The sequence below is a fragment of the Paraburkholderia sp. BL18I3N2 genome (genome assembly GCF_003001875.1).
In the GTDB taxonomy this organism is placed as follows: Bacteria; Pseudomonadota; Gammaproteobacteria; order Burkholderiales; family Burkholderiaceae; genus Paraburkholderia; species Paraburkholderia phytofirmans.
Map to the genome: position 1 here is coordinate 22883 of NZ_PVNC01000016.1, position 23283 is coordinate 46165.

Consider the following 23283-nt stretch of genomic DNA (forward strand, 5'->3'; position numbering starts at 1 on the left):
GCGAGAGCGCGTCAACGCGAGGCTTGTACGGCGTAGCGCTCAACATGGACACCAATCTATCAAGCCAAATTGCAAGCCAAAATATTGTTTTCAGATACAAAGCAAAGCTTTTACCTATGCAGCGTGCGCGGACTTGAAGCAGGCAATCGCACCCTTCCTCATCATGCGTCGAAATGCAGCCTCTGGATATAGGTCTCGCAGAACGACGCGAAGCGATGCACCACCTGACGCGGCTTCATGGTGCGCGATTGGGCGATGCCGAGCATCGTTGCATTGACGTTGTCTTTGAAACGCTTAATGACGAACTCTTCGCCATCCACGGTGCGGTTCGATTTGAGCGGAAAGTTCAGAAGGCTATAGCCGAGACCGTTGGCCACCATGCCGCGCACGACCTCCGGCTGCGAGGAACGGAACGCGGGCACGGGACGGCTGCCCACCGCATCGAAGAGTGCGGCGAAGTACTCGCGGCTGTGCGGCAGGTCGAGCATCACATAGGGCTCGGGCAGGAGGTCGGCGAGCGATACCTTGCGAGCGCGTGCCAGACGATGCGTCCTCGGCAGGATCGCATAAGGCGGCAGCGAGAGCAGCGGTGTGAAGGCGATGTCTTCAGTCAGGTCGAGGCTGTAGGTGAGGGCGATGTCGAGCGAGCCGTCGTGCAGGCCGCGCAAGAGGCCGTCCTGATGGGCCTCCACCGTGCGAAACGAGATGCCCGCGTGCTCGTCGATGAATCGGCTAATCAGTCGCGGCATCAGCGGCGGCGCGAGGGAGACCATGCAGCCGAGCGTGATGGCGCCGGTCATGCCGCCGTCCATTTCCTTCGCGGTTGTCTGCAACTCCTCCGCAAACTTCAGCAGATTGCGCGCTTGCCCGAGCAGATCGCGTCCGGCTTGTGTGAGCGACAGACCGCTCGCGTGATGCCGGATGAACAGTTGTACGCCGAACGACACTTCGAGATCCGCGAGTGCCGTCGAGATCGACGGCTGTGAGATGTGCAGGCGTTTCGCGGCGGCGGTGAAAGACAGTACTTCCGCGGTGACCACGAAATAGCGCAACTGGCGCAACGAGTAGCGCAACGGCTGACTCTCCATCGACGACGCTCCGTGTTCAGGTCTGTAATTCGCGGGATTGTGCAGCGGTCAAAAAGCCTTGCATAGGTAAATCCGATGCGATGCATTTTTTAAATATATTTTTCAAATTCTGAACGGGCGCGTAGATTTTCACGAGAGACAAACAGACGAGACAGCCGGACCAGGCTGCGAAGCACTGTCGCAAAACACTGCCGGGTCCGCAACGATCGCGAGCGCGTAAAGGCCGCGACCCCGCGATCGAATCGAAATATCCGCCCTTTTTAGAAGGACACAGCCATGACAGTGGAAACAACGTCAATTGACACGCTCGTAGTCGGCGCCGGTCAGGCCGGCGTCGCCATTAGCGAACATCTGAGCAAGCTTGGCGTGCCGCATCTTGTGCTGGAACGCGCCCGTATCGCCGAGCGCTGGCGCACGGGACGCTGGGATTCGCTGGTTGCCAATGGCCCCGCGTGGCACGATCGTTTTCCCAATCTCGAGTTCGCCGACTTCGACCCCAACGCATTCGCTTCGAAGGAGCAGGTCGCGGATTATTTCGTCGCCTATGCGAAGACATTCGAAGCGCCGATCCGCACCGGCGTGGAAGTGAAGAAGGTTGTACGCAATGCCGGGCGGCAGGGTTTCACCGTCGAAACTTCGGACGGCACAATCGAGGCCAATCGTGTCGTGGTCGCAACCGGGCCTTTCCAGCGCCCCGTCATTCCGCCCATCGCGCCGCAAGATTCGGCTCTCACGCAGATTCATTCCGCCGACTATCGCAATCCCGATCAATTGCCCGAAGGCGGTGTGCTGGTGGTGGGCGCGGGATCATCGGGCGTGCAAATAGCGGACGAGTTGCAACGTGCGGGCAAGCGCGTCTATCTGTCGGTCGGCGCGCACGATCGTCCGCCGCGCGCCTATCGCGGTCGCGACTTCTGCTGGTGGCTCGGCGTGCTCGGCGAATGGGATGCCGAGGTCATGAAGCCGGGCAGGGAGCACGTCACGATTGCAGTGAGCGGTGCGCGCGGCGGCCATACGGTGGACTTCCGGCGTCTCGCGAATCAGGGCATCACGCTCGTGGGTCTGACGAAATCGTTCGATGACGGCGTGGTGACCTTCGAAGCGGATCTCGCGGAGAACATCGCGCGCGGCGACGAAAACTATCTGTCGCTGCTCGACGCCGCCGACGCCTACGCCGAGCGCAATGGTCTCGATCTTCCCGAAGAACCCGAAGCGCGCGTCATTCCCGCAGATCCGGAATGCGTGACGCACCCGTTGCACGATCTCGATCTGGCGAAAGCCGGCGTGACGTCGATTGTCTGGGCGACCGGGTATGCCGTCGATTTCAGCTGGTTGAACGTCGACGCGTTCGATGAAAAGGGTAAGCCGAAACATCAACGTGGCGTATCCAAAGAGCCGGGCGTTTATTTCCTCGGTCTGCCCTGGCTGTCGCGCCGCGGCTCCGCCTTCATCTGGGGCGTGTGGCACGACGCGAAGCACATTGCCGATCACATCGTCACGCAGCGCAAATACGCGGCTTATTACGGCGACGCGCAACAGCAGTCGCAGAGCCGTGGCGAGGAAAGCGTCGAAAATGCCTCCACCGGTTCACGCGTCCACAAGGTCAGCGAGATGGGCGTGAGTTGATGCGTACGCCTCTCTAATCCGCGATCCATTTCTTCCTAACATTCAGGTGCATTGATGAACCAGCCTACGCATACCCGTATTCGCATGTTCAACACGAAGGACACGTATCCGAACCAGACGCTCGACAACGATCTTTGCCAGGCCGTGCGCGCCGGCAACACGGTCTATGTGCGCGGTCAGGTGGGTACGGATTTCGACGGCCGCCTGGTCGGCATTGGCGATCCGCGCGCCCAGGCCGAGCAGGCGATGAAGAACGTCAAACAGTTGCTGGAAGAAGCAGGCAGCGACCTGTCCCACATCGTCAAGACGACGACGTTTCTGACCGACGTCCGCTATCGCGAGCCGGTCTATCAGGAAGTCGGAAAGTGGTTGAAGGGTGTGTTTCCGATTTCGACCGGTCTGGTGGTGGTCGCCTTGGGTCAGCCGCAGTGGTTGATGGAGATCGACGTTGTCGCGGTCATTCCTGACGGATGGACGCCGCTACAAGCCTAAGGAGCGGGACATGACATTCTCAATCGTGGGACGTTGCCCTGAAACCGGGCAGCTTGGAATCGCGATCAGTTCGTCCAGCATCGCGGTGGGCGCTCGGTGCCCGTGGGTTCGCGCAGGCGTGGGGGCAGTCGCGACGCAAAACGTCACGCTGCCCGCGCTAGGGCCGCGGATTCTCGATCTTCTGGAGCACGAGCAGATCGATCCCGCCGCGGCATTGGAACGCGTGCTCGGCACGAGCGAGTGGAGCGAGTACCGCCAGGTCACCGTGATCGATGCGCAAGGACGCACGGCGTTCTTTAGCGGCAAGGAAGCGCTGGGCACGTATCACGCCGTCGCCGGCAAGCAGTGTGTGGCGGCAGGCAATATGCTCGCGGGCGTCGAAGTAATCGAAGCCATGCTTCCGGCGTTCGAGCGGGCAACTGGCACGCTTGCCGATCGACTGCTCGCGGGCATGCATGCCGCTATGGCCGCCGGCGGTGAAGCAGGGCCCGTGCATTCGGCGGCGCTCAAGATCGTGGGCGACGTAAGCTGGCCGATCGTCGATTTACGGGTCGATTGGGCGGATGACGACCCCATCGGCCAACTCGACGGCCTGTGGCGAGCATATCGGCCGCAGATGCAGGACTACCTGACCCGGGCGTTGAATCCGACCGCCGCGCCTAGCTACGGAGTGCCCGGCAATGAATGATCGCTCCAGCCGCGCGCTGCTCGAACGGCTGATCGGCTTCCCCACGGTCAGCCGCGACTCCAATCTCGACATGATCGAATTCATCCGAGGTTACCTCGGTGAACTCGGTGTCGAGAGCGAGCTTTTCTACAACGCCGAGGGCACCAAGGCGAATCTGTTCGCGACCATCGGTCCGCGTGAACGCGGCGGCGTCGTGCTGTCCGGCCATACCGACGTGGTGCCCGTCGAGGGCCAGGCATGGACCGTCGATCCATTCCGTCTCACCGAGCGCGACGGGAGGTTATATGGCCGCGGCACGGCCGACATGAAGGGATATATCGCTTCGGTGCTGGCGGCGGTGCCCGGGTTGCGAAAGCGCGAATTGAAGCTGCCGGTGCACCTCGCTTTTTCGTACGACGAAGAAGTCGGATGCCTCGGGGTGCGGCCGATGCTGGCGGAATTGGCGCAGCGTGCGCACAAGCCGGCGCTGTGCCTGATCGGCGAGCCGACTGAACTCAAGCCGGTGCTGGGGCATAAGGGCAAGCTGGCGATGCGCTGTCAGGTGAAAGGCGCGCCTTGCCATTCGGCTTATGCGCCGTATGGCGTCAACGCCATTCAATACGCGGCGCGGATGATCGGCCGTCTGGAAGAGATCGGCGAGCAACTGGCGCAGCCCGAACATCACGACGAGCGATTCGATCCGCCGTTCTCGACCGTGCAGACGGGCGTGATCAATGGCGGCCGGGCGCTCAACATCGTGCCGGCCGAATGCGAGTTCGATTTCGAAGTGCGCGCGCTGCCTGGCTTCGACGCAAACCAGGTAGCCGACGCGTTGCAGACCTACGCCGAGGCTGAGTTGCTACCGAAGATGCGCGCAGTGAAGTCCGACACCGACATCCGCTTGCAGCCGCTGTCCGCCTATCCGGGATTGGCCACCTCTACCGACAGCGAAGCGGCGCGTCTTTTGGCGCTACTCAGCGGCTCTACTGAGTTCGGCACGGTCGCATTCGGCACCGAGGGCGGCCTCTTCGATGAGGCGGGCATTCCGACCGTGGTCTGCGGACCCGGCAGCATGGACCAGGGGCATAAGCCGGACGAATTCGTCACCGTGGCGCAATTGCGCGAATGCGATGCAATGCTGGCTCGGCTGGCCGAGTACGTTTCGGCCGCGTTCTGAGACGTGGACGTCAAGACCGCTATGCATGGGACCGGAGTAAGGCGCCGAAGCGCCAACTCCGGTCGACCGCTTTGCATGGGACCGGAGTAAGGCGCTAAAGCGCCAACTCCGGTCGACCGCTTTGCATGGGACCGGAGTAAGGCGCTGAAGCGCCAACTCCGGTCGACATAAACAGAAGGAGACGAACTTGAATACTTCGGAACACAATGCCCCGGCGTTGATCGAAAAACACACCATTGGTTATGTGCCGCCCGAGGATCGCCATGGCAAGGTGCGCGATCTGTTCACGCTATGGTTCGGCGGAAACATCGCTCCGTTGCCCATCGTCACCGGCGCGCTCGGCGTGCAGATCTTCCACTTGAACTTGCTGTGGGGCATCGTGGCGATCGTCGTCGGTCAGGCCGTTGGCGGCGTGCTGATGGCGTTGCATTCGGCGCAGGGTCCGCAAATGGGTATCCCGCAAATGATTCAGAGCCGCGCGCAGTTCGGTTCATGGGGTGCGCTGCTGGTCACGGTGATCGCAGGTGTCATGTACGTAGGGTTCTTCGCGTCCAATATCGTGCTCGCCGGGAAGTCTCTTCATGGCATCGAAAAGGGTATTCCGGTTCCCGTCGGCATCGTGATCGGCGCGCTGGGCTCGGGGCTGATCGGTATCATCGGTTACCGGATCATCCATATCCTGAACCGCATCGGGACCTGGGTACTCGGAATTGGCATCGTCATCGGATTCGGCTATATCCTCACGCATATCGCGACGGACGACTTTCTGACGCGCGGCGGATTCAACATCGCCGGCTGGCTCGCGACCGTTTCGCTGTCGGCGCTCTGGCAAATCGCTTTCGCGCCGTACGTGTCCGACTATTCTCGCTATCTGCCGGAGAACGTGCGCGTTGCGTCGACGTTCTGGGCGACCTACCTTGGCTGCACGATCGGCTCGACGCTCGCGTTCGTCTTCGGCGCGGTCGCCGTGCTGGCGGTGGCGCCCGGCGCCGACGCGATGGACGCCGTCAAGCAGGCCACCGGACCGCTCGGGCTGCCGATGCTCGTCCTTTTCCTGCTGAGCGTGATCAGCCATAACGCGCTGAACCTGTACGGCGCGGTACTCGCGGCCATCACGTCGCTGCAGACGTTCGCCTATCGCTGGATTCCCACGGCGAAAGCGCGGGCCGTGCTGTCGATCGCGATTCTGCTCGCATGCTGCTATGGAGCGATCGGCGCGTCGACGAACTTCGTCGGCAATCTGGTCGATCTCGTGCTTGCGTTGCTGGTCGTGCTGGTGCCGTGGACTGCGATCAATCTTATCGACTTCTATGTGATCCACAAGGGCAAATACGACATCCAGTCGATCTTCCAGGTGGACGGCGGCATCTACGGCCGCTTCAATCCACAGGCGTTGATTGCCTACGGGATCGGCATCGTCGTGCAGATTCCATTCATGAACACGCCGATGTATGCAGGTCCGGTGCCGAAGTATCTCGACGGCGCGGATCTCTCCTGGGTTATCGGACTGCTTTTGACTTCGCCGCTGTATTACTGGCTCGCTTCACGCGATACAGACTATCGGCGCAGACAAACGGCTGCCGGCGTTACGGGTTGTGCGGCGAGACAGTCGTGACTGTTGGTGTGCCTGCGCGTCGGAGATGCGTGCGGAACTGGCGAAGGTCGCGCCGATACTCTGGCTTTGCTGGAGCGGATAAGAAGTGGGGCCGCGAATTGTGATGCCTGCAGCACGGCGGATTATGTGAATCGCTCGGCGCTCGTGCGGCGGATGACGGTGTTTCGTTGAACGCTCTCCGCAACCGGTTATCATCGTTTTTCGTCCTTAAGGAGAACAAGCGATGGGTCGCCCCGATTTCATCAAACACTGGACCGAACTGGAAGAACCCGATGCGCATTGCTATCGCGGCGATTCCGAACCAATGGGCCTCGACGCCCCGCTCTCCGCCGCGATGGGTATTACGCGGATCGGCATTCATCACGTGAGGCTTCTGCCCGGTCGGCGCACATCATATCCGCACGCTGAAAGTACTGAACAGGAGTTCGTCTACGTGCTCCATGGCAAGCCTGAGGTCTGGATCGACGGCGTTCTGCATCCTCTTGCTGAAGGCGATTCGGTTGCATTCCCGGCCGGCACGGGTATTTGCCACACGTTCATCAACAATACCGCCGAAGAGGTCAGGCTGATGGTGATCGGCGAGCGGCCGCGCGAAGACAACCGTATCCGCTATCCGCTCAACGAGGCGCACGAACGCACGCGCACGGACCGCTGGACGGACTGGCCGAGCAGACCGCTCGGTGAACATAACGGGATGCCGGACTAATGCGTTTGGGGATGGGGCGCGGGCCCATGCATTAAAACCTGACGCGTGAGCCCAGGGAGTGCTGGCATCTCGCGTTGATCTGTGTCCGTGCTTCTGAGCCCGCATGATCTTCACGATATCTTTGCCATTGCCGATCGTCGCTCGCATTGATCGGGGAGATTATTTGATAACAGAGAAGTCGTTCAATCGCCGAATTAATTTATACCGAGGTTTGAGTCGTCGGGATATAAACGGGATTTAGAATTTCTCGCTTCGCTCACATTGAGCCGCGATTGTTCTCGCAGAACGTCTTGCCAAGCCTCGTGTGGCTTTCTTATCGGTTCCATGCATGGTGGGTGCATGTCATTCCATCTATCCTCAGACAAAACGACCGTCCTTTTTTATTTCATCAAAAACAATAAACTTTTTTCGCGATTTGTCGTTATAGCATTGCGCGACCTGAAAACGGCCGGCCCGTCACTTCATTCGGAAAAGCCAGGAATCGTGCTGGCGTCGTCAAGCGTGCTGCCGAAACGTCGTGATCATTCGGTGCACTGAGAGACTCGCGTTCGCCTGTGCAGTGTGAAAACGAAACATGGATCGAACAATTTACGCCACGAAAAGCACCAGATCCTCCCGCCACGCGCTGATTCTGGTGCCCGCGCTGACCGTCCTGGTCCTCGGCATACTGTGGGTCACCATACTGTTGCGCCTGCAGGTCGAGAAGGCTTCCGTGATGCGCGACACGCGCGTGGCGGCCCGCACGCTAGCGGATGCTTTGGAAACCCATACGCTGAAGACCATCCACGATGTCGACGAGATCGCGTTGCTGGTCAAATACGGTTACGAACGTACGCCGCAAACCTTCGACCTGGCAGCGTACCGCGCATACGGACTGATTACCGCGGACACGGCCCTGCAGGTCACCATTGCGGGTGCCGACGGCCACGCGATAGCATCGACGTTGCCATTTACGGGTACGGTCGATCTCAAGGACCGGGAACATTTCCGGGTCCACCTGTCCCCTGAAAACATCGGGCTCTTCATCAGCCAACCTGTGATTGGACGTATTTCCAAGCAGTGGTCCGTTCAGGCAACCCGCCGTATCGACCGTCCCGACGGAAGTTTCGGTGGGGTGGTGATCGTCTCGGAAGACCCGGCGTATCTGACCGATGGTTTCTACAACAATGCTGCGCTGGGCGAGCGCGGCATGATTGCCGTTTTGTCCGGTCGTGGCTTCATGTTGTCGCGTCGTGCGGGCAATTCGCCGAGCCGGTCCGGCGAGGCGCTGCCGAGCAGCTACGTGCCCCTCGGCAAGACGGGGCTGGCCGACTTCTCCGATCCGATCGATCACGTCGAACGCGTTGTAGCAAGTCGCCATCTCGAGAAATATGGTTTGACTGTCGTCGCCGGTCTTGCTGTGGATGAGGCGCTGGACGATTACTTCAGGATGCGCCGCGTGTATGTGACGATGGCCTCGACCATCACGGTGATGCTTGCCGCACTATCGGCCTGGATTACTGCTCTGATCGTCAAACTCCTCAACGGCAAGGAAGAATTGCGGCGTCTTTCTCAAACGGACCGACTAACGGATTTGCCGAACCGCGGCAAGATTGTGGACCTGCTCGATGAGGCGATCGCGGCGCCTGGTGCGGTCGGGAAAGTCGCTGTCGTTTTTGTCGATCTGGATAACTTCAAGGAACTCAACGATACGTACGGCCATCAGTGTGGCGACGAGATTCTGGCCTTGGTGGCGGCGCGCCTGCACGCCACCTTACAGCAGCGTGGCGTAGTGGGGCGCCTCGGCGGAGATGAGTTCCTCGTCGTACTCGAGACTGACGCTATCACCGGCGCAGTCGGGCAAATGGTCGCTGAATTGACGGCTGCTCTGCAGGTTCCCCTGAATTCGCGTTGGGGGGTCGAGGCGGTCGGTGCGAGCTTCGGTATGGCTATTCTGAAAGCGGGCGAGGACTCCGATGAACTCATCCGGAAGGCGGATATCGCGATGTACCAGGCCAAGAATCGCGATCCCGCTTGTCGAATAGACTCCAATACAGACCACATTCTCGCCGGGTGACTTTTCCATTGAGCGGAGGAAGAGAGGCGGCTTGGCATCCTTCTTGATCGGCTCATCGAAGAGGGCAATCCATCGTCAGCGCGATTTTACGGACTAGTCATTGAGATCAGGACGCTGCGATAGATCGCCATCCTAATGGATGCTTGTCTGCCTTGGAGCAGCATGCCAAGCGGAGCGGGCGAGCCGGCGGCCACCGGAAATCACGGCGATGTCGCGCGCTTTGACGCTACGCCAGCGAACTCGCCAGAGCGCGCAGAGTCTGGCTCGGATCGTCTTCGATGGGCGAACCGTGCGACACGAGAATGCGTTTTAGCGATTGAAGTTCCGCCCATTCCAGAAGCTGGGCGCGCAGCGCCTCTTTATCCGCGACGAGGATCAACTTCACCGGCTTCGGAATATGCGGTTCGTCGCCCGCAAATCCCATCATGCGCAGAAACCAGCCGCCGAACCCGGATTCATGGCGAATGTTGCCGACCAGATCGTTCAGCACCAGTGTCGTGCCGTTCGGCGTGCGTATGACGAGCGCCGCCTCATGGCCACGCGTTCCGGGCACCGTCACGAACTGCACGTTCGGATCGCCGAAGCCGGGGTCCGTCGTGTCGACGTGCACGGCTTCTTCCACCTTGGCCCGTGAACCTTCGGGCGCGACGACCTGCATCAACGGGTAGCGCTCTTTCCAGATTTTCGCGTCCAATCGATGATGGTCGTTGGGCACCACCAGAAAGGCGGGACGTCCGTAGTCTTCGAGCGCTTGCATCTCGTCTTCATCGAGCGCGATGGCGCTGAATATCACCAGCCGCGAATCGTTCAGCCGCGCCACGGTCATGCGTCGGGGAAGGTCGGTGAGCGGCATGTGGAGTTCGCCGGTCACGGTAAGAATGTTCTCGTCGACTTCCGTGAGCTTGCCGTGCGGCAAGACTTTCCACTGCTGAAAAGGCTTGGTCATGGTCGTGCTCCCTGTTTGGAGACAGTCACTGTAAATAGGCAGTGTGCGCGCAAATTGAGGGCGGTCAAGCGGATGATGTGAGCGACGTTCTTTTGCGAACACGCGCTTGCAAGCGAACTATTCGGAATTCCATTCGTCGCGTGGCTCCAGGTGCGATGTACACTTTCCTGGAGGGCATTCCGCGGTTTAACGACCGGGTAGAACACGCAGGATCGTCAATGAAAAGAATCTACGGGTACAAAGGCTTTGAGGTCACCGTGGAGCTAGAGCCGGTCTGGGAGACCGCGGGCAGCGTGACGCTGTTGCCTCCGCGCGGCTTCGTCGCGGTCGTGCAAGTCAGAACGATGGGTGCCGTGGGCGCCACGCGCCCCGTGGTTGCGCCGATCCGCCTCGGCGCGACCGTCCAGCAGCCGTTCCCGACCCAGGCCGAGGCGCTCATGGCAGGCTATAGCGCAGGGCAGCGGGTAGTGGACGATACGTTCGCGCGCTGACGATGGTGTCTGGACGAAAAAAAGCCGCAGCAATCGCTGCGGCCGGAACACACACGCCGCGCATGAGGCGCTGGCGTTGGATCTATCGTACACAATGGCGTTTCCGAAGCAATCAGGTGTCTCGTCTGAATATTGGCGCGTGGCCGCATGGCGGCATCCGCCGTGGAACGGGCCTGGATCGTCGCTGACGCAAACGTTGCGCAATGGCCACACGGCCAGTCGTCCAGCTCAGGACCACGGTATCCGGTTATCTGGCCGGCACCTTCGCCGGTCGTTCGTTCTGCCGGGTCAACGAACCGGGGTCCGTCATCGCGAGGTGATCGTCGCGCGCATCGATCCACTCGATTGCCCATTGCCGCGCGACCTCGATTGCCTCGTCTTCGGTTTCGAACCATGCAAGATTGCGCTCGATGTGCATTTCAGTGTCCACATCGTCGTCAGGCGATGTTCGTATGATCCGCGCATGCGCGAAGAACTGACCAAGCGAAAAATCCGGGGTTGCGTCAATGACCCAGCCGCCGTACTCGTACTTCATGTTGCCTCCGATACCTGCTAATCGAGATTCGAACAGACAAAGCATGGATTCATCAGGCTGTCTTCGCTAAACCTCCACGGTTGAATTGCCGACTTTAAGGGCGGCCGGGCAGCACGCAGCCTGGTCATTCCGCGGCGCCTTATTGTTATAGATCATTCGTGGTCGAGTTGGCTGCGCGAAACGGGGGCACCGCGACTTGTCCGCGATATTTCTGGTTTCTGTAAAAGACGCGGGTTTTAAAAAATTCAGCCTGCCAAAGCCGGCGAGCTTCCTAAGCGTGTTCTGGTTGGCCGCACGGAGCGCGATCGCGCGGCGTCACTTCGAACGCAGGCGTTTCAATTGTCGTCCGACCTGCTCGGCAGATGCTCGTGCGGCACCGGTTCCGCTTCTGCGGCATCGGGAACATCGGGCTTGGTGCGTGGCGCGGATTCAGTAGCCGGCGACCGCCTGCCCGGCGTCACGCCGCGGACTGGGTGGTCTGGAATTCCTGGCCGGTGAGTGGGACGTGTGGGCGGGGTTGAAGGCATGATTTCCTCCTACGCAAACGTGACCATCGACATCCATCATACCTCCGTCGAAGACGAAGAACGTGCCCGCCGGATCAAGTATTTTGGCGACATCCGCCGAACCAGAGATGGCTGACAGGGCCCGCCGAATTGCACGCGAGCGGTAGCGCTCGGTTTTGCCCCGGCAATGCGAGCCCAAATGCTTCATCTGTAATAAATGTTTCGCAATTTTGGCGTAATCATAACGAGCAGGCCACGACTTATAAATATTCGATTCAAATATAAATCGGCCTGTCGATTTCCGACAAATTCAAGCCTTTAAGTAAGTGAGCTATTAAAACAAGAATATGTGAACTGAATAGATCAAAGGCTCACTGGTAGGGGACTTTCGGCGATGGCGTGGCCAAATTGGAAAGCCTTCGCCTTGGTATTTTTTATAAAAAGAAAACCGGCCAGCGCAAAAAAAGCATTTCGCGTATTGCGTTCAAAAATTGAACGGTTATGATGGCGTCTCCGTGATTCGATCTCCCGCATGATTATTCACGGAGGGGGCGGCAGGAAGAATTGCCGGCAGTCACGCAGGAGAGGTAATTCGTGCTCTCCGCGTAGAGAGACTAAATCGAGGAGACGCAATGTTGGGTCCCCATGAATTCGCCACCTTGATGCTCATCAAGAACGCACCCGACCAGATCGAACTGGATCGCGCCGAACTGGACACGCTGCTGGAGCGGCAACTTATCTCGCTGGAAAATATTGCGTCAGGACGCCCGCGTGCTCATCTTACGAGCGACGGCGATTCCATTCTCAAGGCGGTCGCCCGGATGCGCTAGACATTCGCGCTTCGCGCCGCCCGGCTAGCGCGCCGAAGACACAGTCATGAACGCAGCGTCGTGGCTGCGGGTTGGTTTGCAGTGCCTGTTGATGTAACGACCGTCGAAGTTCTCGCGACGCATTCTGCCTGACAGGCGTCCTTGCGCTTCGATTTATCCACCATCGCGATCCGTCGCAACACACCCGTCCGATCGGGGGTTTCGTGCACCGGATCGAATTTGAGGAATTCAACCATGGCTCTATCGAGTCCCGACCAGGCCGCTGTCGTGAAGGCCAGCCTCGACGCATTTTTCGGGTTGACCGGAAAGATCTTTGAAGGCGCGGAGAAACTGGCTGCGCTTAACCTGCAGGTCGTCAGGGCCGCGCTGGCCGAGGCGCAGGAGAATATGACGAAGGCACCCGGCACGACAGACCCGCTGCAGTGGTTCGCGCTGCAATCAGGCCTCACCGGCCCTTTCGCGGAGAAATCGCTGTCGTACGGCCGGCAAGTGTTCGACATCGCATCGACTACGCAGGCTGAACTCACGCAATTCGCCCAGGCGCAGTACGAACGGCACAACGCACGTGTGCAGGCATTCGTCGAGGAAGCGGCGAAGAATGCGCCGGCAGGTTCCGAAGCGGCGATCGCCGCGTGGAAGTCCGCGATCAGCGCCACGAGCACGCTGTACGAAACGCTGCAGAAAACCGGGCAACAGGCCGTTCAGGCCGCCGAAAGCAATTTCAACTCGGTCACCGCCACAGCGTCGAAGGCCGCGCGACGCGCCGAGCAGGTTCCCGTAGCCGCCGGCGCGAAGGGATAAGGCCGACGCGGGCAGCGATGCCCGCGTTGCCGTTCTTGCTCTATATGAAGGAATACTGAGGGAGAGGCGGAAACCGGCTTTCCAGTACATCAAGTTCTTGACTGAATGCAGTGTGGCTCCAGATATCTACGAGGCCAATTTTTGCGAGGACGATTCGATGGCAAAGCAGATCGCGGTGGTGACGGGCGGAATGGGCGGACTTGGTGAAGCAATCAGCATCAAGCTGCATGACGCCGGGTATGCGGTCGTGGTCACCTGTTCGCCGGCCAACACCGGCGCGAACGAGTGGCTCGCACGCATGGAAGCGCAGGGACGACAGTTCCGCGCGTACGCGGTCGATGTCGCCGACTACGACTCGTGCGGCAGATGCGCGGCGCAGATCGCTGCCGAAGTCGGCCCGGTCGATATCCTGATCAATAACGCCGGCATCACGCGCGACGCGAGCTTCAAGAAGCTGGACAAGATCAATTGGGACGCGGTAATCCGAACCAACCTCGACTCGGTGTTCAACATGACGAAGCCGGTGTGCGACAGCATGGTCGAGCGGGGCTGGGGCCGCATCATCAACGTGTCGTCGATCATTGGCTCCAAGGGCGGCTTTGGCCAGACCAACTATGCGGCGGCGAAGGCCGGCATGCATGGCTTCACGAAATCGCTGGCGCTCGAGGTGGCGAAGAAAGGTGTTACCGTCAACACGATCTCGCCAGGTTATATCGCAACGAAGATGGTCATGGCGGTGCCCGAGGAAATCCGCGAGACGAAGATCATTCCGCAGATTCCGGTCGGCCGGCTCGGACAGCCCGACGAAGTCGCCGCGCTCGTGCTGTACCTGTGTTCGCGCGACGCCGGTTTCGTGACCGGAGCCAACATTGCGATCAATGGCGGGCAGCACCTGCAATGAAGCGGATAGTCAGCAACGGAGGTTCCGATGGATGAAGCAGTGGCAATCGTCGTGGGTTCGTTCGTGATGGCGACCGCAGCCGCGTTCGTCGCCGCTCACTATCACCAGGAGCAAATGCGTCGGAAGCGGCTTAGGCAGATGGGTCACCATCACTACTGGCCGCATTGGCGCAGCGCCCGGCATTGAGCAGTATTGGAGCGTTTGCGGGCGCGGTGACCGGCCGCGAATTCCGCTGGTCCTCTCTCTCGACCAGCGGAATTCCCTGAACCGGCGCAATGAACATACTTTGCTCGTAACGCAACACGTCTACGCCTGATCCTCCCCTAGTCGCCATCCGACGATCGGATGCGATTCCCGATGCATTTACCTGTGGCACTTCATCTGCGTCTACTCGACCTTGCACTTTTTCGAGGGCGTGTTTGGGCAGAGTGGCCGGGCGACGTCGCTGGTGCTCTTCCTCGCGACCGTGCTGGCAGTGCTCGCTGCGTCGTATATGTTCTCGCGCGCGTCCGATCGCATGATGCAAGGGCGCGCCAGGCGCCTGTCGCGCAGCATCCTCGCTCATGTCGACGGGCGCTTTCATCGGCGTAGCCGCGCGTGATGAACCGTGCGCGAAAGTGATCTTAGGGCACGTCAGTTGCTGGAAACGGTAGGCGGTCATGAATCCGGATCGGAATTCTGCCGCGAACACCCTAGTCTTCATTTTCAGATCATGTTTTCTGGCGTTTTCCGCGCTATCGTGATGCATGGTAAAGGCAGCCCCCGGGACAGCGAGCCGCTGAACAGCGAGGGGAGAATCACGGTGCATGAAGATCTGGCGGCGTCGCGCGAAACGATGGTCGAGCGGCAAGTGATTGCGCGCGGCATCGCGGAACCGCGCATTCTGAACGCAATGCGGCGCGTACCCCGCGAGGCCTTTTTGAGTCCTGATCTGCGTGCGTGGGCTTATGCGGACGCGGCCCTGCCGATCGAGGCCGGCCAGACTATCACCCAACCCTTCATGGTCGCGCGCATGCTGCAGGCGGCGCGGCTCAAGCCGGAAGACCGTGTTCTCGAGATCGGTACGGGTTCCGGCTACGCCGCGGCCGTGCTCGCCGAAATGGTTGCACGCGTCGATACGGTCGAGCGTCACCCGCAACTGGCTGAGAGCGCCATGGAACGGCTACGCGCGCTCGGCTACGACAACGTGAACGTCCACACCGCCGACGGCACGCTCGGGCTGGCGGCGCGCGCGCCGTTCGATGCAATTGTCGCCACCGCGTCCGGTCCGGGCGTGCCACCCGCGTGGAGCGCGCAACTCGAAATCGGCGGCCGGATCGTGATGCCGGTGGGTCCGGATCCGGACCATCAGCGGCTGATCCGGCTCACTCGCGACAGCAGCACGACCTATCACGAGGAAATGCTCGATCTCGTGCGTTTTGTGCCGTTGATTGGTGCTCAGGGCTGGGGCGACACGGAGGGGCGGTAAGTCGATGCGCGCGTAGGCGTCAACCGACGAGCGCGCCAGGCATTCGTCGGGCGGCGGGTTCCGGGAGGGAAATGACTTACCCCTGGGCCAACGCACAGGGACAAAAGTACGCGTCGAGCGCCCACGGGAGCGCGACCAGCCGGCCCACCATCGCCGCAAGTGTATCGGGCGACACCGCCGTGAACGTTATGGTCATTTCTTCGTAGCAGTGACGGCGATCCACACGGATCCGGACGTGGTCTGCCTGTGGCGCCTCGCAGCCGAGAACCTGCCACGCGGCAACGACCCTCAAATGCCCTGCCTTTGCGCGCACGGTGAGCCGGTAACGATCGTGCTGCCCCGCGGTGCTGTTTCCAACCGCGATCTCTTTCGTGGCGGGATTGTCCGGTGGCACTGCGATTTGCTCGTCGGTCGATTGCATTCTGAACTCCGAATGGCCAGTCGTGCGGGGCAGGGGTTAGAGCGGATCGGCTGCTCGCAGGACGTTCGCTGTATGAGTACCGTTATAGTCCGCAAGGTCACCGAACGTTAGGACTGCGCGCCGGAATCGGCGACGGTCTGTGCGCCAGGGCCCGTTGAATCTCTCGTCGATATTGCGGTTTGGCGTGTCGCTGCCATGATGCGACTGCTCAGTCAGGGAAAGGGGCAACCGTCGATCCCTTAGCGGTTTATAGAAGAAACACGCATACGCGCGAATTTTTACGCTGCATTGCAACTTGAGCAGGCATCGTACGCCGTGTGGAAACCGCCACTTTCGCGACACATCTATGGGTATGTTTACCGCCATGTGTGAAGGGGTAGCGCGTGATCAGTCACAGCATGACCACTAAGCAGCGACGTCGCTAGCCGCTAACCGCCAAAGACTGACGCGCCGACGCCGCCCATGTCTCTACAGTCGCGCGGGTATGGGCTTTGCTCGTCCTCACACTGCCATTCTTATCACGCAGCGTGAGTCCACATGACGGACGACGCTGTCTGGCCGCTGTTGGTCAAGACACGGTACAGCTTCATGGTCCATCGTGCGCGGGCTGATCAGCGAACGACAGCAAGACGCCGGACTCGCAGCGACACCGGCTCGCATCGCCGCACGCCATCCACAGCGCGTTGCGGCGGCTATTTTTTACGGAGAAACGCAGCATGGACAACGATCTCGAAGCCCGCATTCGTACCCGGGCGTATCAGCTCTGGGAAAACGATCCGTCACCGGACAACAACGCGGAAAAGCACTGGGAGGAAGCGCGCCGGCAGATCGAAGCCGAGGGTGACGATTCGCAGGACAGTCCTGAACCGAGCGCCGATCAATCGGCGGAACGGGAGCGGGGCGGGCGCATCGCGCCGGAAGAGCAACTGCAGGACGTGGCTGGCGGTGATGCGGATGCGGCGAGTCGGGAGAAACGGTAGCGCCGGCGCTGCCGTGGCGTTCGGGGTGCACGGCTCGCGGATGCTGCTCGCTGGCTAATCGGACTATCCGAATTGCGTTGCGGGCGTCGATAGAATTGCGTCAGGTTGATGCGGCTCGCGTGCGAGGAATTGACGCCGCGCACTCGCCGCCTCGGATGTCAGTTTCACATCGTCCGTTTTGTTAGGGCGCTTCAATGTGCAGCGTTCAGGCGAGCCTTGACGTCCGCCGCGTTACCGTCTTTCGGCGTTTGACACAGCGAAGCCGTGACCTCCGCGCCGAAAAGAAAAACGATGGCGCAAAAATATAGCCACATCATCAACACAGCGAGCGAACCTGCTGCGCCGAAGGCGCCCGCCGTTCCAGCATGCGCGAGATAGAAGCCGAACAGGTGCCTGCCCACCGTGAACAGCAACGCCGCGACGGCCCCGCCGATCAACGCGGAACGGAAGTCGACCCGCTTGTCGGGGAGCCACTTGATCAGCGCACCGAGTCCGAAAGTCAGTATCACGAGGCCGAAAATAGACTGCGCGACGTCGGCAACGACGCCGAACGTCGAGCTCCCGAAAACGGCACTGCCGGCCGTCTGTAACGCGGCGTCGAGGACCAGCGAGACCACCAGCAGGAAGCTGAGTCCCATGAGCAGGCCGAGCGAGACGAGTCGCGCCCGTATCACCCACGCGAGGCCGGCAAGGCCTTTAGGTGATTTCGCCGCGAAGACGACATCGAGTGCTGTATTCAGGGAGGAGAACGTCGCCGAGGCCCCGACAAGAAGCAGCACGACAGAGAACGCCGCAGCCATGCCGCTGCCATTCGAACGATGCGCGTGTTCGACGACAGCCTGCATCGCCGCGGCGGCGTCATTGCCGAGCAACTGCCTGATCTGACCAAAGAATCGCCCCTGCGCGATGTCGCGGCCGACGAACCAGCCCGTAATCGCGAGGACGATCAGCAAAGTCGGAGCCAGCGAAAACGCGGAGTAGAAACCGATGCTCGCGCCCATCATCGCGCACCGGTCCGACGAAAATCGCTCGACGGCGTCTTTCATGACGGCCACTGCACCGCCTGCCCGGCTGGATCGTGAGCCTGCGTTGCGTCGCTGATATTCCATGCTGTTTCTCCCGCCGGCTCGTTGCCTTCAGTGTCTTTGGCCGAGCAATTTCCGAGCCGCCGGGACGCCGGATACACTTGCGCTGTCCGGGCCTAGTGCAATTCGAGCCACATCGGCTGATGATCCGAGGCCTCGCTGTCCGGGTCGACCTCGCAAGCCGCAATGCGCGATGTCAGGTCCTCCGTTACGAAGATGAAATCGCAGGCGAATGGACCCTCCGGCCACTGCTCGTGGTCATATAAACCCACTGTCGGGGCACGCGGCGCGCGAGGGTGTGCAATGGCCCACGCATCGATAAAACGCGGGGCATCGGCAATCGGTTCAAGCATCCGGCAATACGCGCTGCTTTCGAAGGCACTGTTAAAGTCACCACAGACCACCGCGCTCATAGGCCGCGCGGTGTCGGAAAACGGGCTGTCGATTTTTTCCGCCTTGGCGGGCGCTCGCGCGTGATCGCACGCTTGCCTGTGCAGTTCGCGCAATCTGGCGAGTTGCGCGAGCCGCTGCTTCTCCGAATAGAACTCGAGGTGCGTGGAGATCACCCGGATTGCACCGATATCCGTATCGATCACAGCTTCGAGCGCCACTCTCATCATCGACGGTTTGGCGGGATCCGCAGGCCAGGGCAGGGAATGGCGCAACACCTGCCTGACGGGCAAGCGCGTCACGATCGCATTGCCGAACTGACGCCGATGGCGGCTCGCGCCGAGCGCTGGAAGATCGGAGCCCACCGCGTCGAGCACCGTGAACTGGGGGAGTAGCGCGGCCAGTTCGGCGAATTGATCGGCGGATGGTCCGCCGGCCAAACCGCCCGACGCCGGGTCCTCATGAAAACCGCGCGTGACTTCCTGCATGCAGAGGATGTCGAAATCGCACAGCGCGCGCGCTTCGCGCACAATGCGGGCGAGGTCGACCCGGCCGTCCACGCCGCGTCCCCATTGAACATTCCAATCGACGAGTTTCATGGCGGTTAGTTCTCCATTCGGTTTGCGCCGGCCGGTTTCTTTTGGGCAGAGGCTAGCCGTCCGTGTCCGGACCGAGGTAGCCGGGCAGTCCCAGCGCCGCGTCGGTCTTTGCCAGCCTGATCGCTTCGTCCACTAGCGCGGCGAATTTCTCATCACTGTCCGGTCGTGGCAGATTCGAGCGAAAGAAGTCGGCCCAGCGGAATTCTTCCAGGGGGACATTGGTTTTCTCGTAACCGCCGGCGTCGCGAACTGCCGCCGCGAGGCTGCGGTACTCGTCATCAGGCAGCGCCCAGATGTGTTTCGGCAGATCGGAAAACGGCCGACGTTTGCCTTCAGCGTCGAACGGGTAGGTCCACCGTTCGTTTTCCATGCTGAGCCAGAAGGAAGCCTGCGAATAAGCCGAAAGATCCCTCACCAGAACGACCGGCACGGACTTGATGCCCACGTGCCAGAGCGCGGCGGCCACGTGATGATGGTCGATCGCAAACGGCATCTCGCCGGGACCGTACACGATGGGGATCGGCTTTTCAGCGATGGTCATCTCCAGATCGTGCCCGCTCAGCGCTTTGTATTGCCTGATTTTCTCGCGGACCTCCCGCGCGCCGTGTGTAAGTTGAGTGGGACGCAGGCGTTCGATTTTTAGTGCGGTCATGCCGTCTCCCATGCAAAAAAAGCAGTCGGCCGGAGCCAGTGCTGTTTGCACTCTCCCGCAAGACGCATGCCGCTGTGAACGCTGTGAATAACGGCAGGGTGCGTGCATGGCATTCGTCATTACGGGCCCTCAAGCACTCGTGCGCCGGGCCTGTACCTTGCTCCAAGGCAGGTCATGGGGAATCGGATAGCAGGCACTGCATCCTTCCGCCTTTCGCACGTTTGCAGATCCCCGAACCCGACCATGTCAGAAGACAAACCGAAGAGCCGTACCCGCGGCAGCACGCAGTCCAACCCTGATGTCGAGCGCGATCAGCAACCGGCGACTTTAGACGAGTGCCGCCGTTGCGCGCTATGGCGCAATGCGACACAGGCGGTGCCCGGCGAAGGGCCGAAACACGCCGCCATCATGTTGATTGGCGAACAGCCGGGTGACGCCGAAGACTTGCAGGGCAGACCGTTCGTCGGACCGGCGGGAGCACTGCTCGATAAAGCGCTCGAAGAGGCCGGGCTGGCGCGCGAAAAAGTCTATGTGACGAACGCCGTCAAACATTTCAAATGGACGCCGCGCGGCAAGCGTCGCATGCACAAATCGCCGGGACAGCGGGAGATCGAAGCGTGCGGATACTGGCTTGAACAGGAACTCCGGAGTACAGGGGCGCTTGTGATCGTTGCGTTAGGCGCTACCGCTCTGAAGGCGGTGCTGGACGATTCGCGCGCCCGTTTACAGGACGCGCTCGGCAAAACGATCGAGCACGGCGGGCGGACGGTTGTTGCGACGTATCATCCATCGTTCGCGTTGCGCGCGCCCGATCCCGCCACGCGGCAACGCGTGTACGACGCGATTGTCGCGGCCCTTCAACACGCGGACACACTGAGCGGTAAGCGCAAACGATCATCGAGCTAATGTTTGTGGCCCACGCTGAAAGCGCGCCTTCCGCTTACGCCGCCGAACGCACTGCTTGTAAGCCGAGCCGTTCAATCAACCGCTGCGCGTCGAAGGGCGCATGGGTTTTGGCGTCGTTGTCGAAATAGCAGTACACGTCCCGCCGCGCCCGAGCCGGTGGCTGACGATGCGGCGCGATCAGCCGCGCGTCGGCGGGCTGAGAACCGCGACGCCATGCGTCGATCCGGGCGGCCCAGTCGTCAAGCGCTTCGTCCGCGTAGGCGCCGGAATACCGCGATTCGGTGCCGTGCAAGCGGATGTAGACGAAGTCAGCGGTAACGTCTTCCGCCAGCGGCCACGATTCGGTCGAGTCGGAGACAACCAGCGCGGTGTCGTACTGTCTGAGCAACTCGATGAAGGCAGGGTCCATAAAACTGGCGTGGCGTATTTCGACGGCATGGCGCAGTCTGCGCTTGCGGTCCATCGAGACATACGGCGTCTTGACCCGCGCATCGTGTTGCTTCGCGAGAGAGAGCGCAGCCGCGGTGTCTCGGGGCAGGAAACGTAAAAAGCGCTCCATGGCCGCCGGTTCGAAGCGGAACGAAGGCGGGAACTGCCACAGAATAGGCCCCAGCTTTTCATTCAGGGCGAGCAGGCCCTGCGCGAAAAAGTTGGCGCTGGCGACTTGGGCGCTGTCGTCGCGAAAACGCAGGAGATGCGTCAAATACCGCGCGCCTTTCACACTGAAGATGAAGTCGGCAGGCGTCTCGGCATACCAATGCCGCCAACTATCGAGCGACTGAAGGCTGTAATGCGTACCATTGATTTCGATGCTCTGGAACAGCGACGAGGCGAACTGCAATTCGGCGGCCTGTTTCAGCCCGCGGGGATAGAAGCTATCTCTCCATCCCTTGTAGCGCCAACCGGAAATACCGATACGTACGTCGCCAATCTGTTTCATGGATATGTCGCGCGATTGCATCTGTGGACTGAATGCGGACGACGCGAGCAACCGGTGTTCCCGTCATGGCGCCGCGTGTGCCAGAGTTCAGTTCGCGAGGTATGAACGTCTGACAGCGAAGCGATCAACAACGGACTCTCAAGGAGTAAGAAGTCGTGCCGAAAGCCTCTCCATCAACTGCGTTTGGATTTTTCGAGCGGGTGGTTGTCAGCCTCTACGACGGCGGCGTTCTGTCGCCAGCGGTGCTGGAGCGCGTCATTGGCGCGTTCGCGCATGCGGATGCCGACTGGCAGGGCAACCCACGAGTCCGTTCCGTCGATGGCCGCTCGCTGCATGAAATCGTCGTACGGACGATGCTTCCGGACGATGATCTGCAGTCGGCTTCGACGTCGTTTACGACGGTGGTCGAGCACATCGCGCAAGCCGCGCTTTCGGCTGGCGGTGCGAGCGAAACTGCCAAAGAGGCTGAACCGCGGCGCGCCAGAAGCCGAAAAACCGCCGACGCCGACGAAGACGCAAAGGCAGACGAAGACGCCAACGCGGATGAACTGCTGGCGCAATTGTCCGGCAGCACACAACCAGGCAAGCGACGTCGCTCGAACAATGCCGATACGCCGGCCCGGTCGGGCACATTCAACCCGTTTCTGAATGCGGCGCTGCCGCGTACGAAGAAGTCGTGACAGCCCGCCCGAGGCACGAGGGCGGTCAACGCAGCGTAGAGATCCGCTAACGCGTCAGGGGTGACGAGTCCGAGCAGAGCGACACGTAACGCCCGTCACATCCGCCGGATGAGGTCGAGTTGCGCGCACATTTTCAGGTAGTATTTGTTCGCGGTGAACTGCAACATCGATTAGAACAAGTCATGCGTTCGGCGCGAGACGCTCTTGCCAATCAGGCCTGTACCAGTCAGCTTCGAGCGTCTGCGGCATTGCTGCGGAGCGAGACCGCTCCAGGAGGATCTGCCATGAATACGAAGCAGGGTAAAAAAGTACATCTCGATGCTGCTGCATCGCATCATGAGCAGGCAGCGCGCTTTCATCGGGAGGCATCGCAGTACTACGAGGCGGCCAAAAATTACGATCACGCCGCGCATCAGGCCGTGTTGGCCCAGGGCCACGCACTGTATGCCATCGAAGAGTCCAATCTCGCCGCCAAGCATTCGGGCGCTCCATTGCCGGCAGGGTCCGTCGACAGCAGCCTGACTGCCGCGCAACATCATGCAGCGGCGTCGGAACTTCATGGCCAGGCGGCGCAACATCTGCGGCGCGCGGCAAAAGTCTTCGATGAAGATCGCAGCGCAGTCGCCCATGAAACTCAGGTGGGATTTTCTCTGGCGTCACGGGCGCTCGCGCATGGCAACGAAGCGGCCAAACAATATATCGCGTCGCTGCGGGAAAAATAGGAA

General features: G+C 60.7%; 27 protein-coding genes. 18 read left to right on the top strand and 9 right to left on the bottom strand.

The genetic code is table 11. The features are described from left to right. Positions 1-161: 161 nt before the first annotated feature. Positions 162-1088, bottom strand: a complete 927-nt coding sequence (locus tag B0G75_RS29975; RefSeq protein WP_106313663.1) for a LysR family transcriptional regulator — start codon at positions 1086-1088, stop codon at positions 162-164. 276 nt (positions 1089-1364) lie between these two features. On the opposite strand from B0G75_RS29975, the gene B0G75_RS29980 reads away from it, so the two are divergent. The 7 genes from B0G75_RS29980 to B0G75_RS30010 all read left to right on the top strand — a co-directional run bounded on the left by B0G75_RS29980 (position 1365) and on the right by B0G75_RS30010 (position 9427). After that, positions 1365-2714: an NAD(P)/FAD-dependent oxidoreductase gene (locus B0G75_RS29980; protein WP_106313664.1), complete on the top strand. Its 1350-nt coding sequence runs from the start codon at positions 1365-1367 to the stop codon at positions 2712-2714. A 54-nt stretch (positions 2715-2768) separates the two neighbouring features. Then, positions 2769-3206: a RidA family protein gene (locus B0G75_RS29985; protein WP_106313665.1), complete on the top strand. Its 438-nt coding sequence runs from the start codon at positions 2769-2771 to the stop codon at positions 3204-3206. A gap of 10 nt (positions 3207-3216) precedes the next feature. After that, complete coding sequence (locus tag B0G75_RS29990; protein ID WP_106313666.1) at positions 3217-3894, top strand: DUF1028 domain-containing protein; 678 nt, start codon at positions 3217-3219, stop codon at positions 3892-3894. Then, positions 3887-5050 (top strand): acetylornithine deacetylase, encoded by a 1164-nt coding sequence (gene argE / locus B0G75_RS29995; RefSeq protein ID WP_106313667.1) that lies wholly within the window; start codon positions 3887-3889, stop codon positions 5048-5050. The genes B0G75_RS29990 and argE overlap by 8 nt, the downstream gene beginning before the upstream one ends. 187 nt (positions 5051-5237) lie before the next feature. Beyond that, positions 5238-6665 carry a cytosine permease gene (locus B0G75_RS30000; RefSeq protein ID WP_106313668.1) on the top strand — a complete coding sequence of 476 codons (1428 nt, stop codon included), beginning with the start codon at positions 5238-5240 and terminating at the stop codon, positions 6663-6665. A gap of 223 nt (positions 6666-6888) precedes the next feature. Next, positions 6889-7371 (top strand): cupin domain-containing protein, encoded by a 483-nt coding sequence (locus B0G75_RS30005; RefSeq protein WP_106313669.1) that lies wholly within the window; start codon positions 6889-6891, stop codon positions 7369-7371. 574 nt (positions 7372-7945) lie between these two features. Next, positions 7946-9427 (top strand): sensor domain-containing diguanylate cyclase, encoded by a 1482-nt coding sequence (locus B0G75_RS30010; protein ID WP_106313670.1) that lies wholly within the window; start codon positions 7946-7948, stop codon positions 9425-9427. A gap of 226 nt (positions 9428-9653) precedes the next feature. On the opposite strand, the gene B0G75_RS30015 is transcribed toward B0G75_RS30010, so the two are convergent. Then, the gene (locus B0G75_RS30015; protein WP_106313671.1) at positions 9654-10373 is read right to left on the bottom strand and encodes a hypothetical protein; all 720 of its coding nucleotides are present in this window, start codon (positions 10371-10373) and stop codon (positions 9654-9656) included. A 218-nt stretch (positions 10374-10591) separates the two neighbouring features. Between B0G75_RS30015 and B0G75_RS30020 the strand changes: the two genes are divergently transcribed. Beyond that, positions 10592-10864 (top strand): hypothetical protein, encoded by a 273-nt coding sequence (locus B0G75_RS30020; protein WP_106313780.1) that lies wholly within the window; start codon positions 10592-10594, stop codon positions 10862-10864. A 247-nt stretch (positions 10865-11111) separates the two neighbouring features. On the opposite strand, the gene B0G75_RS30025 is transcribed toward B0G75_RS30020, so the two are convergent. Beyond that, complete coding sequence (locus tag B0G75_RS30025) at positions 11112-11399, bottom strand: hypothetical protein (protein WP_106313672.1); 288 nt, start codon at positions 11397-11399, stop codon at positions 11112-11114. A gap of 1138 nt (positions 11400-12537) precedes the next feature. Here B0G75_RS30025 and B0G75_RS30035 point away from each other — a divergent pair. Continuing rightward, positions 12538-12735: a hypothetical protein gene (locus tag B0G75_RS30035; RefSeq protein ID WP_106313674.1), complete on the top strand. Its 198-nt coding sequence runs from the start codon at positions 12538-12540 to the stop codon at positions 12733-12735. 44 nt (positions 12736-12779) lie between these two features. Here the strand turns inward: B0G75_RS30035 and B0G75_RS40315 are convergent, their stop codons facing one another. Next, positions 12780-12971 (bottom strand): hypothetical protein, encoded by a 192-nt coding sequence (locus B0G75_RS40315; RefSeq protein WP_146142551.1) that lies wholly within the window; start codon positions 12969-12971, stop codon positions 12780-12782. Here B0G75_RS40315 and phaP point away from each other — a divergent pair. The 5 genes from phaP to B0G75_RS30055 all read left to right on the top strand — a co-directional run bounded on the left by phaP (position 12970) and on the right by B0G75_RS30055 (position 15905). Then, a complete protein-coding gene (gene phaP / locus B0G75_RS30040; RefSeq protein WP_106313675.1) occupies positions 12970-13536 on the top strand; it encodes a TIGR01841 family phasin in 567 nt (188 codons plus the stop codon). The two genes, B0G75_RS40315 and phaP, sit on opposite strands and share 2 nt — an antisense overlap. 157 nt (positions 13537-13693) lie before the next feature. Then, a complete protein-coding gene (gene phbB / locus B0G75_RS30045) occupies positions 13694-14437 on the top strand; it encodes an acetoacetyl-CoA reductase (RefSeq protein ID WP_106313781.1) in 744 nt (247 codons plus the stop codon). 27 nt (positions 14438-14464) lie between these two features. Further along, positions 14465-14623, top strand: coding sequence for a hypothetical protein (locus B0G75_RS40840; RefSeq protein WP_181309383.1), 159 nt, complete (start codon positions 14465-14467; stop codon positions 14621-14623). A gap of 229 nt (positions 14624-14852) precedes the next feature. Then, positions 14853-15038 (top strand): hypothetical protein, encoded by a 186-nt coding sequence (locus B0G75_RS30050; RefSeq protein ID WP_146142552.1) that lies wholly within the window; start codon positions 14853-14855, stop codon positions 15036-15038. A 201-nt stretch (positions 15039-15239) separates the two neighbouring features. After that, complete coding sequence (locus B0G75_RS30055; protein WP_106313782.1) at positions 15240-15905, top strand: protein-L-isoaspartate(D-aspartate) O-methyltransferase; 666 nt, start codon at positions 15240-15242, stop codon at positions 15903-15905. A gap of 76 nt (positions 15906-15981) precedes the next feature. On the opposite strand, the gene B0G75_RS30060 is transcribed toward B0G75_RS30055, so the two are convergent. After that, a complete protein-coding gene (locus B0G75_RS30060; protein WP_106313677.1) occupies positions 15982-16326 on the bottom strand; it encodes a hypothetical protein in 345 nt (114 codons plus the stop codon). 716 nt (positions 16327-17042) lie between these two features. Between B0G75_RS30060 and B0G75_RS30065 the strand changes: the two genes are divergently transcribed. Continuing rightward, positions 17043-17306, top strand: a complete 264-nt coding sequence (locus B0G75_RS30065; protein WP_106313678.1) for a DUF2934 domain-containing protein — start codon at positions 17043-17045, stop codon at positions 17304-17306. 191 nt (positions 17307-17497) lie between these two features. On the opposite strand, the gene B0G75_RS30070 is transcribed toward B0G75_RS30065, so the two are convergent. From B0G75_RS30070 to B0G75_RS30080, 3 genes are all read right to left on the bottom strand, one after another. Next, entirely contained in the window at positions 17498-18415 is a 918-nt protein-coding gene (locus B0G75_RS30070) for a YihY/virulence factor BrkB family protein (protein ID WP_106313679.1), read from the bottom strand. A 92-nt stretch (positions 18416-18507) separates the two neighbouring features. Beyond that, positions 18508-19380 (bottom strand): endonuclease/exonuclease/phosphatase family protein, encoded by an 873-nt coding sequence (locus B0G75_RS30075; protein ID WP_106313680.1) that lies wholly within the window; start codon positions 19378-19380, stop codon positions 18508-18510. Positions 19381-19432: 52 nt separating this feature from the next. Next, on the bottom strand, positions 19433-20032 hold the full coding sequence (locus B0G75_RS30080; protein ID WP_106313681.1) for a ParB-like protein: 600 nt from the start codon (positions 20030-20032) through the stop codon (positions 19433-19435). Between the two features lie 174 nt (positions 20033-20206). Here B0G75_RS30080 and B0G75_RS30085 point away from each other — a divergent pair, with 174 nt between their 5' ends. Next, entirely contained in the window at positions 20207-20938 is a 732-nt protein-coding gene (locus B0G75_RS30085; protein ID WP_106313682.1) for a UdgX family uracil-DNA binding protein, read from the top strand. A gap of 34 nt (positions 20939-20972) precedes the next feature. On the opposite strand, the gene B0G75_RS30090 is transcribed toward B0G75_RS30085, so the two are convergent. Next, the gene (locus B0G75_RS30090; RefSeq protein WP_106313683.1) at positions 20973-21878 is read right to left on the bottom strand and encodes a DUF72 domain-containing protein; all 906 of its coding nucleotides are present in this window, start codon (positions 21876-21878) and stop codon (positions 20973-20975) included. Positions 21879-22033: 155 nt separating this feature from the next. Here B0G75_RS30090 and B0G75_RS30095 point away from each other — a divergent pair, with 155 nt between their 5' ends. Together B0G75_RS30095 and B0G75_RS30100 are read left to right on the top strand one after the other, a co-directional pair. Beyond that, a complete protein-coding gene (locus tag B0G75_RS30095; protein ID WP_106313684.1) occupies positions 22034-22558 on the top strand; it encodes a hypothetical protein in 525 nt (174 codons plus the stop codon). 284 nt (positions 22559-22842) lie between these two features. Beyond that, positions 22843-23280: a hypothetical protein gene (locus tag B0G75_RS30100; RefSeq protein ID WP_106313685.1), complete on the top strand. Its 438-nt coding sequence runs from the start codon at positions 22843-22845 to the stop codon at positions 23278-23280. Positions 23281-23283: the final 3 nt, after the last annotated feature.